Source organism: Streptomyces sp. NPDC060035, assembly GCF_042736635.1.
Taxonomy (GTDB): domain Bacteria; phylum Actinomycetota; class Actinomycetes; order Streptomycetales; family Streptomycetaceae; genus Streptomyces.
Genome location: NZ_JBHWVO010000009.1, coordinates 32,538 through 45,806 on the forward strand (window position 1 = coordinate 32,538; position 13,269 = coordinate 45,806).

Consider the following 13,269-nt stretch of genomic DNA (forward strand, 5'->3'; position numbering starts at 1 on the left):
TTCTTCCTCGTCTCTGCGGACTGCCACTGCCTACTGGGGTCGGTTCCACGACTCTCACCCCACCCAACGGATCCTACGGGGCGTGCATTCCCGCTATGCCGGAGCAACTCCCGGCACGGTGCTCAGGAGCGCGTGTAGGAGTGGGTGAGCAGCAGCTGTCCCTTTGCCGCAGGAGCGGTCCCCACGCACGCTGCGTCGACGACATAGGCCTGCACGCGGCTCGAATCGGTCGCATGGGGCAGAACGACGAGGAACGCCGCTGTGCCTTGGTAGCTTCCCTGCTTCACCGCCAGGGCCGGGGCGTCACGGCCGGTGCCCTGCTGTACGCAGGGGGGAACGTCGACGACGGGGGTGCGCAGGGGATTTCTGGGCGTCGAACCGTCGGGGGACATGTTCTGCGGGGATGATTTGGTGTCGACGGACGGCTTGGTCTCGTCGGCCTCTGCGGTCTTCGATGCAGCCGCGCTGTCGAGCAGCTGATGGACCTGGCCTTCGAGCGTGTCCACCGAGAAGTCGCGCTTGCTGTCCTCCGCGGCGCTGGATGCCCTGTCGGCCGAGTTCTGGGCCGGTTGGGCCGACTGCAGCAGGAAAACGCCCATACCGACGACCGCCGCACCGAAGGCTGTGCCGAGAATCACCGTGCGGCGACGGCGCGTGGTCGGTCGACGGCCGGGACCGGTGGCACCCCGGGGACGACCCGCGGGGCGATCCACTGCAGTGGGCTCCGTGGGCTGCTCGTATGTTTCACGTGAAACAGCATCGGTGTCTCCGGCGGATGTCTCGGCTTTCGCGAGGACTTCGGAGGCCAACGCTGCGTCGATCCGGGCGCCGACGTCTTCGGGCATCTGCTGGTGCCCGGGCAGGGTTCCGAGCAGCGAACGGATCTCTTCCAGCGAGGCGTGGGTGTCGCCGCACTGTGGGCATGTGTCGATGTGACGGCGGACGTCTGCTGTGCGGGAGGGGGAGAGGAGCCCCTCGGTGAGGTCGGAAATCTCTTCGATGTCCGGGTGCTGAGCTGTGTCGGCCGTGGATGTCATGCGTGCCCACCTCCGCCCTTCACGGCAGCAGGATCGCTTGCTCCTGCATCTCTTGGTCCCGACGCAGGTGGGACGGATGTCCCCTGCGTCCGGTTCCTTTCCATGACGCTGTCCCCGCTGTTGCTGCGTAGATGGGTGAGCAGGGGGAGCAGTCTGGCCCGCCCCCGCGCGCAGCGGCTCTTCACGGTGCCGGTCGGCACGTCGAGGATGCGAGCAGCCTCCGCGACGGGGTAGGCCTGCATATCGACGAGCACGAGCGCCGCCCGTTGCTCTGCGGGGAGGGTGGACAGCGCTGCCAGGAGTTCGCGGTGGAGATCCTGTCTTTCGGCGGGAGCTTCGGCGGATTCGTGAGGTTCCAGCAGCTGATCGAGTCGCTCGGCGTCATCGACCGGCGCTGTTTTGCGTGAGGCCGCCTTGCGCGCGCGGTCGAGGCAGGCGTTGACGGTGATCCGGTGCAGCCAGGTCGTGACGGCGGACTGGCCGCGGAAGGTGTGGGCGGCTCGGAATGCGGAAACGAGGGCGTCCTGCACCGCGTCGGCTGCTTCCTCGCGGTCGCCGAGAGTGCGGAGCGCCACGGCCCAGAGCCGGTCACGGTGCCGCCGCACGAGCTCACCGAAGGCGTCCGGTTCGCCTGCGACGTGCTGCGCCAGGAGATCCTGGTCGCTGGTGTCGGCGAATCTGGCGTCGTCCAACGGTGAGCCCCCTCCCCTGATGCCGTCAGCTGGTGATCTTGATGTCCGAGACCTTGCCCCTGTAGTGCCCGTCGTCACTCAGCGGCAGCTTGGTCAGCCAGACCAGAACGTACCGCGCCTGCACCGGCTTGTCGGGCTTGAGGGACACCTTTGTTCCGGAGCCCTGTGCGACCTCGGTGAAGCCGGCGGGCAGCTGGGGAACGGATGAGCCGTCCGTGGTCCTCAGCTCGACCGAGGTGGTGCCGCCGAGGAAGGACACATCGACGGTACCGACCTGCTGGACCTTACCGAGGTCGAGAACGACTCCGACACCCTCCTTCAGTTTCCCGAAGTCGGAGCTGAAGTAGCCGTCCGTGGACCAGTACGAGCCGGTGTCCTTGTCGTGGACGTTCTTTATCGTTGCGGGCTTTTCGGCGCCGTCCCCGCCCAGCGGATCGTAGTCCTGGGCGCCGGCGACGGTGACCGGCTTGCTGGGCTCGACGGCGTTGTTGTCGTCGCCCTCGTTCTCGGATGTCTGCGTGTCGGAGGGCTCGCCGGAGTCGTTGCCCCGGTCGAGGACGGTTTCGGCCAGCTGCCAGCTGCCGAGGCCCAGTGCGGCGATGAGCAGCGCGGACACGGCCCATTTGAGAGCCTTGCCGGTGCGGCTCTGCAGCGGCGGGGGTGGCACGGAGATGACGGGCTGGGCGACCTGGTGGGGTCGGGCCGACGGCCGCCCGTAGGTGCCTTGCTGGTAGGTGGTCCGCTGGTACTCGGGTGGCCCGGCGAATACAGGTTCGGGAGGGAGGATGCGCGGCATGGCCGCCACTGCCTTGGCCAGTTCGTCCGGAGTCGTGCACGGCTGCTCCTGCCGCGAGGCCGTGGCGCCGTCGTTCGCGAGCGCGCGCATGGCGAGCTCCGAGAGGCCGCGGTGGACGCCGGCCCGTACCTGGTCCGGAGGGATCAGCCCTACGTCCTTGGGGAGCCCGGAGAGGCCGTAGGCATCGCTTTCGTAGGGCCAGCGGCGGGTCAGCGCGGCGTAGAGCAGTGCGCCGATGGCTTCGGTGTCCGTCCGCAGCGGATGGTCGACGGTGATGCCTCGCAGGGCGGCGTTCACAGCGAGGCCACGGATCCGGTACTGCCCGGTCGAGCTGCGCAGTACCGCACCCGGGGTGAGCCGCAGATGTGCGAGGCCCTCCCTGTGGGCGGCGGCCATGGCCTGGGAGACCTGGCTCACGAGTTGGTACGCGTCGTGGGCCTCCAGCGGTCCCGAAGCGAGGAGTGCCGTGAGCTCGGTGGCGTCGGGGAGCCATTCATGGACCACATAGACGAGGTCATCCTCTTCGACGGCGTCCAGGACCTGTACGAAGCGTGGGTCTCCCAGCAGTGCGGAGGAGCGGGCGGCAGCCAGCACCGAGCGCGCGCGGGGGTGGTCGGCGGGGAGCAGATGAACGCCCACCGCGCGGCGAAGCTTCTCGTCGACGGCGCGCCAGCTGCTGAATCCGTCCAGACGGGTGACGCACTCTTCGAGCCGATAGCGGTTGGCGAGCTTGTGACCGCTGTGCAGATCGGGTGTCACCTGGACGGCATCCGCTCTCTCCTGCCCGCCGTCCGCGCTCGTCGGGCCGGCGCCCGCTGTGTCCTGGGCTTGTTGCGTCCCGTCGGTCGTGGCCGCGTCCGCCTTGGCGGTCGGCGGCTCGTCGCCGCCGTTGTCGGCCACGTCGACGGCAGCCGTGCTACGTTCCGCCACCGTCGTTCCTGCCTCCCCATCCGTTGCGCGATGCCAGCCAGCTCTGCACAGTCCTGCCAATTGTGCCCACACTCCGGCGCTATGCACGACACGCGGTGTCCGGCGATGGTTGTGCTGATCGGAGCCCCTTCAGCGCCCGAGCCGTCCCCGGACCATGCCGACCATGCCGTTGAGCTCTTCGATACGCATTTTCTTGGCAGCGACGAAGAAGATACCCAGCAGGACGATGCTGCCGCAGACCAGGGCCACCACGGAGCCGCCGGCCCCGTCCCCGAGAGCTCCGAGAAGGGCAATGCCCACGCCTCCGCCCACGACGGCCGCAGGGATCGCGGCCAGGCACAGACGGGCGTAGGTGCGCACCACACGAGCGCCGTCGAGGTCACCTCCGAGCCGGTTGCTCAGGCGGCGCCAGGCGATGCCGACGCCGACCGCGTAGGCCAGTCCGTAGGAAGCGGCCATACCGACCACGGCCCACTGGGCCGGGAGAACCACGTAGCAGAGAGCGGAAGCCGCAGCGTTGACCGCGGCGACGATGACCGTGTTGTAGAAGGGCGTGCGAGTGTCCTCGTACGCGTAGAAGCCGCGCAGCACGACGTACTGCACGGAGTACGGGATGAGGCCGAGGGCGAACGCCATCAGGATGAAGCCCATGGACCGTGCGGCTTCGGTGCCACTGGAGGCGTACAGCAGGGTGCAGATCGGCAGGCCGAGTGCGAGGAACGTGAAGGCGACCGGCACGATCGCCACGGCCGAGTTGCGCAGCCCCTGAGAGATGTCGTCGCGGACTGCCCCGGGGTCGTTGTCATGGGCGGCGCGGGAGATGCGCGGCAGCAGAGCGGCCATGACCGAGACGGTGATGATCGCCTGCGGCATGCCCCAGATCAGCTGGGCATTGGAGTAGGCGAGGAATCCGGTGCCGTCCTTGTCGGCGAGGTTGCCCGCCGAGGTTGCCAGTTGCGTGACGACCAGAACGCCGGCCTGATTGGCCAGGACGAACAGGACCGTCCACTTGGCGAGCTTGATCGTTTTTCCGAGCCCGTGGCCCTTCCAGTCGAAGCGGGGGCGGAAGCGGAAGCCGGCCTCGCGGAGGTACGGAATCATGGCCAGGGCCTGGACGACCAGACCGAGCAGCGTTCCGATGCCCAGCAGGCGGACGCCTTCCGGCGGGATCGTCTCGACGCTCATCAGGGATTCGCCGGAGGTGCCGTAGACCCAGATGAACAGGCCGAAGGTGAAGATCATGACGATGTTGTTGAGGACCGGTGTCCACATCATCGCGCCGAACTTGCCGCGGGCGTTGAGGATCTGTCCCATCACCACATGGACACCCATGAAGAAGATGGTCGGCAGGCAGTACCGGGCGAAGGTGGTGGCAACGTTGTTCGCTGCTGGGTCATTCGCGATGGTGCGTGACATGAGATGGATCAGCTGCGGTGCAGCGAAGACCGCCACAAGGACAATCACGCCCAGCGCGACCATGACGAGTGTCAGCAGGCGGTTGGCGTAGGCCTCCCCGCCGTCCTCGTCGTCCTTCATGGAACGGACGAGCTGGGGCACGAAGACCGAGTTGAGGCCCCCACCGACGGTGAGGATGTAGATCATCGTCGGCAGGGTGTACGCGATGGTGAAGCTGTCGCCGAGCATCGCCGCACCGAGCGCGGCAGTGATCACCAGGCTGCGGACGAAGCCCGTGAGCCTGGAAACCAGGGTGCCGGCCGCCATCAGCGCGCTGGACTTCAGTATCCCGGAGGCACGGCCGCCTGATTTCGGCGGGACGGGCGCCGGAGCCGGTTCCGGCTCGGGCGCGGGGCCGGGAGGCCGTCCTGATCCCTCCTGGTCGCGGAAGAGATGCGCGAAGGCGTCCGGTTCCTCGCGGCCGTCCGATGCCTGAGTCACCAGGTCGTCCACTCCTACGTACTGGGTGGTCGCCGCATCGTCTCCGTACGGCAGGTGCCGCGAAGGACCTGCAGGCTCCGGTGGCGGAGTCTGGGCCCAGATGCGGGGGTCGGGGGCGTACTGGGCCGAAGGAGGCTGCTGGTAGAGCGGCTGCGGCTCCTGGTAGGTGCCGGGAGGCGGCGGAGGGTGGGAAGCGCGGTCGTAGAGGGCTTCGGCCACGGGGTCCTGGGCGGCGAGGTCCTGAGCCCGGTAGGGATCGTGATCGTACGCATGCTGCAGGTACGGGTCCGGTGTGCCCCCGTCCTGACCTGCGTCCGACGGCACCGGCGGCCCGCCGGAAGATCCAGCTCCGCCCGCGCCCTGGGCGCGGTCACCGTCGTACGGCGCGTTCATCGAAACCCCAACCTCATCGTCCCCGGCCGACCGGCCCCGACAGACATCGCTCAACGGTCCACTTTCTCACCCGTTCCCGAGGGGTTCCCGCTTTCCGGACCGGTGTCCGGGGTCGGGTCACTCGGCTGCTCGGGTTCGCCGCCGTTGTCCCCCGCTGCGCCGCTCGCGACGGCGCGCTTTCGGTGTGTGTACATCCTGATACCTGCCAGGACGAGCAGGAGCAGTCCTCCGGCGATCACGAGGAGCACCGTCGGTGTGACTTCGGAGACCTTCACCGTGAAGGTCATCTCCTCGCCGTAGGGCGTTCCGTCCGCGGTGAAGAGCCGTGCGGTGACCTGGGCCTGCCCGTTGGCATTGGCCGAGGCGTCGAACTTCACGGACTGACTGTGTCCGCCTGCGATCTTGATCGGCTTCTCGGCGACGGATCCGCCGTCATTCAGCTTGAGCCGTGTGGCGTTGCCCGATGTCAGGCGGAGCACGAGGTGATCCACCCCCTGCACCAGTTTGTTCTGCACGGTGACAGGGATCGTCGCGCTGCGGCCCGACAGGGTGACATCGGACTTCGCGATGAGCTGCACCTCGTTGGTGAGGCTCTGCAGATAGGTGCGTACTGCGTCGCGGTACTGCTGTGCCTCCAGCGGCCTGCCGCGCCACGATGTGGACACGGAGCGGTTGATCGCATTGCCGAAGGGGGTCACCACCCGGTCGGGCTGGGTGAGGATGACCTCGAAGCTGTTCAGCGAGTCCTGAGTCGTCCGGATGTCCTGGAAGGCCTGGGTGGGCAGCTCCTGGCTGCGCAGCTTCTTCGGGTACTGGGAGGCCCCCGGTACCTTCGTGGTGGCCCGGGCGTCGGGCTTCTCCCCGGCCGCCGCCACCAGGTCGATGGGCTGCGTCCAGTGGTTGTCGGTGAGGGCGTGCAGGGCGCGGGCCATTGCCTGTGCCTGCGTCGCCGTAGGGGTCCGCTGCGGGGCGACGACGATGCTGCGCGCCTTGTTCGGGGCCTGCTCGGTCAGGGCGAGCGTGTGGGCCAGGAACTTCTGCACGGCGAGCGTCGAGTCGCCGGCCCTGGCCATGTCGCCCCTGAAGGCAGTGGACAGCCGGTAGTCCGCAACGACAGCGGTTGTGCCGCCCCCGATCGGACGAGCGGCTGTCGGCGTGTACGGCAGGCCGCCGGTTTCTTCGAGGCTGTCGCTACGGGCGATCACCTTGTGCGCGCCGGCCGAGGTGGCAACGTCGACGATCGAGGGATCGATCGCACCGTCCACCGGCCAGGCGAAGTCCGTGGAGGGCTTCACGTGCAGGATGGTCTCGACCGTGGGTCCCGCGACCTCGGTGGCCGTCTGCAGGTGGCTGAGCGTGCCCGAGACGCTTTTGCCGCGATGGGCGATGGAGGCAAGGTCGGGGTCGGCGAACGGCAGGGCCACCACCTTGCCGTCCTTGACTGCCGCCCCCAGCGTGGTGAGCCACTGTTTGGCGATGGCCTGGTTCGTCCCCGCGACGGTGGTGTCACCGACTGTGACGCGATAGTTCCTCGTCATCGCGTCGACGGAGGCCAGCAGGTCCGGGTCGATCACCCAGGTCACAGGAAGCTGACGGCCCAGCGACACCAACTGCTCCAGTCGGCCGCCGGGCGCAAGCTCAAGAGCGAGTTTGTCGTTGGCGAAGACTGGGGTCTGCTGTTCGTCGGAGCCCGTCTCTGCGGTGACGTGGGCCGATGCGATCAGTGGCCAGAGGAAGGTCAGTTCGGTCTTGCTGTCGGTGTCCTCGGGCTGCCAGGGCAGGAAGGTCCGCTCAATGCCGAGCACCTGGTCGTAGAGTGCATCGGCAGTCCGGCCGGTGACGGAGACGCCGAGCTGATAGACGCCCTCCGTGTCCAGGCCCAGCTTGTCGACGGGAACAGCGAGGGTGAAGTCCTGGCTGACGCCGGAAGGAAGCTTCGGGATCTTCAGCGTGAACGTACCGCCGAGCTTGGCCGGGTCGCTGCCCGGCAGGTATCCAGTGCGTTTGGCGGCGTCGTCGATTGCCGACCTGCCGGAGAGTGTCGGCCCCACACGGAGATCGACCTCGGCTTCGGTGACCGTCTTCCTGCCCTTGTTGGTCAGGGTGCCGGAAACCGTGAGGGTGTCCCCCTCGGCCGGTGCACTGGGGGTGAGCGTGTCCAGTGACACATCGATGGTGCGGGAGCCGGTCGGGGCCTTGGCGGTCCCCTCGGCATGCGCTGGCGCTGCCGGACCCGTCAGGAGCCCGGCAAGCAGGGGTGCCCCGACGATCAAGGAGGCCGTGCGCCGGAGCCACCGGCGGGCAGGGGAGGGACTCTTCCCCTGGATGTCTGCCGCCTCGGCCACGCGTACCCGTCCCTCTTTAGTCGTCAGCTGGTGTCGGTCTTGCCGGTCTCTGCGTCCCCGCATGGTAACGATGTGCCCGACAGCTGAGTGCCGGGGACTGCGCCACATGATCGGGAGAGTCTTGCAGGGCCGCCGTAAACGATGACGCCGGGGCCGGTCGGTGCACGTACCCTTTTCTGTTGTGCCGAACGCCAACGAAGACAGCCCCAGTGCACTGAGCCAGGTGCAGCACCGCGCAGTGAGTGAACTGCTGCGGGTGTCCCCGGTCGCCGACGACCTCGCCCGCCGATTCCAGGAGGCCGGATTCGGCCTAGCCCTGGTCGGAGGGTCGGTCCGCGATGCGTTGCTCGGCAGGCTCGGGAACGACCTGGACTTCACGACCGATGCCCGCCCGGAGGACGTACTCAAAATTGTCCGACCGTGGGCGGACTCCGTATGGGAGGTCGGAATCGCGTTCGGCACCGTCGGATCGCAGAAGGACGGCTATCAGATCGAGGTCACGACCTACCGGTCGGAGGCGTACGACAGGACCTCTCGCAAGCCGGAAGTCTCCTACGGAGACTCCATCGAGGAAGACCTCGTACGCCGTGACTTCACGGTCAACGCCATGGCTGTCGCTCTGCCGCAGAAGGAGTTCATCGACCCCCACGGCGGTCTCGACGACCTGGCTGAGCGTGTGCTGCGTACCCCGGGCACCCCGGAGGCTTCTTTCTCCGATGATCCGCTGCGGATGCTGCGCGCCGCTCGCTTTGCCGCGCAGCTGGACTTCGAGGTCGCTCCTGACGTCGTCACGGCGATGACCGACATGGCCGGACGGATTGAGATCGTCTCGGCCGAGCGGGTCCGCGAGGAGCTCAACAAGCTGCTGCTGTCCGGGCACCCCCGCAAGGGGCTGGGGCTGCTGGTGGATACCGGTCTGGCGGACCGGGTGCTGCCCGAGCTCCCGGCCCTGCGGCTGGAAAGTGACGAGCATCACCGTCATAAGGACGTCTACGAGCACTCTCTGACCGTCCTGGAGCAAGCCATCGACCTGGAGGAGGACGGTCCGGACCTCGTGCTCCGGCTCGCGGCCCTGCTTCACGACGTCGGTAAGCCGAGGACGCGGCGCTTCGAGACGGACGGCCGTGTCTCCTTCCACCACCACGAGGTGGTGGGCGCCAAAATGGCGAAGAAGCGGATGACCGAGCTCAAGTACTCCAACGACATGGTCAAGGACGTGTCGAAGCTTGTGGAGCTGCATCTGCGCTTCCACGGCTACGGCGACGGTGAGTGGACCGATTCCGCCGTGCGCAGGTATGTGCGGGACGCGGGACCGCTTCTGGACCGGTTGCACAAGCTGACCCGCTCGGACTGCACGACGCGCAACAAGCGCAAAGCCAATGCTCTGTCCCGCACCTACGACGGGCTCGAGGCGCGCATCGGGGAGCTGCAGAGTCAGGAGGAGCTGGACGCGATCCGGCCCGACCTGGACGGCAACGAGATCATGCAGGTCCTCGGGGTCGAACCCGGACCGGTGATCGGCAAGGCCTACGCCTTCCTGCTGGAGCTACGGCTGGAGAACGGGCCGATGGAACGCGACGCCGCGGTCGCGGCCCTCAAGGAGTGGTGGGCCGCTCAGGACTGATGCCGGGCGTGGGTCCCATGTTTCACGTGAAACATGGCTCACGATTCTGGAGCGGTATGCATCGAGGGCGCTGTTTCACGTGAAACAGCGCCCTCACTCCTTGAGGTGGGTGCGCTGGAGCATCAGGCTGACGTGCCTCCAGCGAAACATCGCCACCGAGACCAGGGCGTAGAGCGCGGCTACGACGATCACCACAACAACGGACCGGCCGTCAGCGGGAAGTACGAGGGCGGACAGTGCCGCGGCAGCGACGAAGGTGACGTTGAACAGCACGTCGTAGAGCGAGAAGACCCTGCCGCGGAAGGAGTCGTCGACCGAGGTCTGCACTTCGGTGTCCGTCGCGATCTTTGACCCCTGTGTCACGAGCCCGAGGACGAACGCTGCCGCCAGCATGGGAGTCGGGGTGAACGGCAGCCCCAGCGCCGGCTCCAGAAGGGACGCCGCACCCGCGCACGTGGCCATCCAGCCGTACCGGCCGAGACGCCCCACGGCCCACGGGGTCACCGCCGCGGCCATGAAGTACCCCGCGGCGGAGGCTCCCAGCGCAAGGCCGAGCAGTGCCAGTCCGTCGGACTCGCTGTCCGACCATGCGTAGCGGCACAGCATCAGCACCATCACCGTCAGGGCCCCGTAACAGAAGCGGATCACAGTTATGGCAGCCAGAGCGCGGGCGGCATCCTTCCGCTCGGCCAGATGGCGCAACCCGGCGACGAGGCCATGCGCGGTAGTGGTCAGGGCCTCTCGCAGCCGCACGTGGTGCAGGTCCTCATCCGGCCCGAGGAGGTCACGGGGCAGCGTCAGGGAGGTCAGGGCCGAGAGAAGGTAGAGGATCGCCCCCAGCAGGACCACGGCGGCGTCGGACCCGTCTGTCAGTAGTTGCATGGCCAGGGCGAGCCCTCCGCCCGCCGTTGCGGCCAGCGTGCCGGCCGTCGGGGAGAGTGAGTTGGCGACGACGAGCCGGTCGTTGTCGACGACGCGTGGGAGGGCCGCTGACAGTCCGGCCAGGACGAAGCGGTTGACCGCGGTGACACAGAGGGCGGAAGCGTAGAACAACCACGCGGGTACGGAGCTCAGGAGCAGCAAGGCCGTGCAGCAGGCGAGGGCGGCCCGCAGCAGGTTTCCGTACAGGAACACCTGCCGGCGCGGCCAGCGGTCCAGCAGGACGCCGGCGAACGGGCCGATCAAGGAGTACGGAAGCAGCAGCACAGCCATGGCGGACGCGATGGCACCCGGCGTTGTCTGGCCCTCCGGGGAAAAGACGACGTACGTGGCGAGCGCGACCTGGTAGACGCCGTCAGCCGACTGGGAGAGAAGCCGCACGGCGAGAAGGCGACGGAAGTTCCGAAGGCGCAGGAGTACGCGCAGATCACGCACGACAGGCATGTGGGCAAGGGTCACACACGTCGGGGGTCCCCGGGCGGATTGCCCGGGGACCCCCAACACGTGGAGGGGACGGAGCGTTTCCGCTCGTCACCCTGGTGAAGCTGAAGCCGTGATCGGCCGGATCAGCGCTCGATGTCGCCGCTGATGAACTTCTCGACGTTCTCGCGGGCCTCGTCGTCGAAGAACTGGACCGGCGGGGACTTCATGAAGTACGAGGAAGCCGAGAGGATCGGGCCGCCGATGCCGCGGTCCAAGGCGATCTTCGCTGCGCGCACGGCGTCGATGATGACACCGGCGGAGTTCGGGGAGTCCCAGACCTCGAGCTTGTACTCCAGGTTCAGCGGAACGTCACCGAAGGCACGGCCCTCGAGGCGCACGTACGCCCACTTGCGGTCGTCCAGCCAGGCCACGTAGTCCGAGGGACCGATGTGGACGTTGTCCGCACCGAGCTCGCGGTCGCGGATCTGCGAGGTGACGGCCTGCGTCTTCGAGATCTTCTTGGACTCAAGGCGCTCACGCTCGAGCATGTTCTTGAAGTCCATGTTGCCGCCGACGTTCAGCTGCATCGTGCGGTCCAGGACGACGCCCCGGTCCTCGAAGAGCTTCGCCATCACACGGTGCGTGATGGTGGCGCCGACCTGGGACTTGATGTCGTCGCCGACGATCGGGACACCGGCCTCGGTGAACTTGTCCGCCCACTCCTTGGTGCCGGCGATGAACACCGGGAGAGCGTTGACGAACGCGACCTTGGCGTCGATGGCGCACTGCGCGTAGAACTTGGCAGCCACCTCGGAACCGACGGGCAGGTAGCAGACGAGGACGTCGACCTGCTTGTCCTTGAGGATCTGGACGATGTCGACCGGGGCCTCGGTGGACTCCTCGATCGTCTCGCGGTAGTACTTGCCCAGACCGTCGTGGGTGTGGCCGCGCTGAACCGTCACGCCGGTGTTCGGCACGTCGGCGATCTTGATGGTGTTGTTCTCGCTGGCGCCGATGGCGTCCGAGAGGTCGAGGCCGACCTTCTTCGCGTCGACGTCGAAGGCGGCGACGAACTCGACGTCGCTCACGTGGTACTCGCCGAACTGAACGTGCATCAGACCGGGCACCTTGCCGGCCGGATCGGCGTCCTTGTAGTACTCGACGCCCTGCACCAGCGAGGCGGCGCAGTTGCCTACGCCAACGATGGCTACGCGAACCGAACCCATGCCGATTGCTCCCTGTGTGTTCTCGGTGTTCCCCGATGAAACCTTGCGGTTCTGCGGGGACTTCACTTGGTGTCGTCGGACGGATCCGGCCGGGTGTGGTCCCGGTGCCGGGGCAGGCCGCCCGTCTCTCCTGATGTGTCGTGCTGAGCAGAGCTCTCGGGCGAGGATCGTCGCTGATCCCGTCCCGACCGCTCGCTCTCGATGAGCTCGTTCAGCCAGCGCACTTCGCGCTCCACGGACTCCATGCCGTGTCGCTGCAGCTCCAGTGTGTAGTCGTCGAGTCGTTCGCGGGTGCGGGCAAGGGAGGCGCGCATCTTCTCGAGGCGCTCCTCGAGCCTGCTGCGGCGGCCTTCGAGTACGCGCATCCGCACCTCGCGCTCCGTCTGCCCGAAGAAGGCGAAGCGAGCGGCGAAGTGCTCGTCCTCCCAGGAGTCCGGGCCGGTGTGCGAGAGCAGCTCCTCGAAGTGCTCCTTACCTTCTGCCGTCAATCGGTAGACGATCTTGGCGCGGCGCCCGGCGAGTGAGGACGTGGGAGTGACTCCACGGCCGGCGGCGGGCGGAAGATCCGGAGTACTTCCCGGCTCCTCGATCAACCAGCCGCTGGCAACCAGCGTCTTGAGGCAGGGGTAGAGGGTGCCGTAACTGAAGGCGCGGAAGATCCCCAACGATGTGTTGAGACGTTTGCGCAGTTCGTACCCGTGCATCGGGGACTCGCGGAGCAGACCGAGTACGGCGAATTCGAGGATGCCTGAGCGTCTGCTCACCTTCGCCTCCTCCTTCTCCGAGTGCTCCCGCGGAGCCCGTGGGCCCACCTTATGCCGTGCTGATGTATCGACTCGATACATCAGCACGATAGATCGGCGCGCGATATTCGACAAGGGGAGGATTCGTGAGCGGCGTCACATCGCTAATTCCTAGGGAGCGACTTGCGTTATTTGGGGTGAAGTTCGGCTCTAGGGGGTTTTTGA

The 13,269-nt window shown here is 67.3% G+C and carries 9 protein-coding genes; 1 reads left to right on the top strand and 8 read right to left on the bottom strand.

The features are described 5' to 3' along the window. Nucleotides 1-122: 122 nt before the first annotated feature. The 5 genes from ACFWBQ_RS16330 to ACFWBQ_RS16350 form a co-directional block, all read right to left on the bottom strand. Nucleotides 123-1,037, bottom strand: a complete 915-nt coding sequence (locus ACFWBQ_RS16330; protein ID WP_385488660.1) for a zf-HC2 domain-containing protein — start codon at nt 1,035-1,037, stop codon at nt 123-125. After that, a complete protein-coding gene (gene sigM, locus ACFWBQ_RS16335) occupies nt 1,034-1,729 on the bottom strand; it encodes an RNA polymerase sigma factor SigM (protein WP_385488662.1) in 696 nt (231 codons plus the stop codon). Before sigM ends, ACFWBQ_RS16330 begins: the two co-directional genes overlap by 4 nt. 25 nt (nt 1,730-1,754) lie before the next feature. Beyond that, nucleotides 1,755-3,455 (bottom strand): serine/threonine protein kinase, encoded by a 1,701-nt coding sequence (locus ACFWBQ_RS16340; protein WP_385488664.1) that lies wholly within the window; start codon nt 3,453-3,455, stop codon nt 1,755-1,757. 129 nt (nt 3,456-3,584) lie between these two features. Beyond that, a complete protein-coding gene (gene murJ / locus ACFWBQ_RS16345) occupies nt 3,585-5,744 on the bottom strand; it encodes a murein biosynthesis integral membrane protein MurJ (protein ID WP_385488667.1) in 2,160 nt (719 codons plus the stop codon). Between the two features lie 50 nt (nt 5,745-5,794). Then, nucleotides 5,795-8,089, bottom strand: coding sequence for a DUF6049 family protein (locus ACFWBQ_RS16350; RefSeq protein WP_385488670.1), 2,295 nt, complete (start codon nt 8,087-8,089; stop codon nt 5,795-5,797). 181 nt (nt 8,090-8,270) lie between these two features. On the opposite strand from ACFWBQ_RS16350, the gene ACFWBQ_RS16355 reads away from it, so the two are divergent. Continuing rightward, a complete protein-coding gene (locus tag ACFWBQ_RS16355; RefSeq protein ID WP_385488672.1) occupies nt 8,271-9,713 on the top strand; it encodes a CCA tRNA nucleotidyltransferase in 1,443 nt (480 codons plus the stop codon). 93 nt (nt 9,714-9,806) lie between these two features. Here the strand turns inward: ACFWBQ_RS16355 and ACFWBQ_RS16360 are convergent, their stop codons facing one another. The 3 genes from ACFWBQ_RS16360 to ACFWBQ_RS16370 form a co-directional block, all read right to left on the bottom strand. After that, nucleotides 9,807-11,096 (bottom strand): MFS transporter, encoded by a 1,290-nt coding sequence (locus ACFWBQ_RS16360; protein ID WP_385488674.1) that lies wholly within the window; start codon nt 11,094-11,096, stop codon nt 9,807-9,809. Between the two features lie 122 nt (nt 11,097-11,218). Further along, nucleotides 11,219-12,301, bottom strand: a complete 1,083-nt coding sequence (locus tag ACFWBQ_RS16365) for an inositol-3-phosphate synthase (RefSeq protein WP_385488676.1) — start codon at nt 12,299-12,301, stop codon at nt 11,219-11,221. A 62-nt stretch (nt 12,302-12,363) separates the two neighbouring features. After that, nucleotides 12,364-13,065 (bottom strand): helix-turn-helix transcriptional regulator, encoded by a 702-nt coding sequence (locus tag ACFWBQ_RS16370; RefSeq protein ID WP_385488679.1) that lies wholly within the window; start codon nt 13,063-13,065, stop codon nt 12,364-12,366. Nucleotides 13,066-13,269: the final 204 nt, after the last annotated feature.

Excerpts from the sequence above, each read along its gene's own strand:
- murJ (WP_385488667.1), bottom strand. The coding sequence starts at position 5,744 with ATGAACGCGCCGTACGACGGTGACCGCGCCCAGGGCGCGGGCGGAGCT.
- ACFWBQ_RS16330 (WP_385488660.1), bottom strand. The coding sequence starts at position 1,037 with ATGACATCCACGGCCGACACAGCTCAGCACCCGGACATCGAAGAGATT.
- ACFWBQ_RS16360 (WP_385488674.1), bottom strand. The coding sequence starts at position 11,096 with ATGCCTGTCGTGCGTGATCTGCGCGTACTCCTGCGCCTTCGGAACTTC.
- ACFWBQ_RS16365 (WP_385488676.1), bottom strand. The coding sequence starts at position 12,301 with ATGGGTTCGGTTCGCGTAGCCATCGTTGGCGTAGGCAACTGCGCCGCC.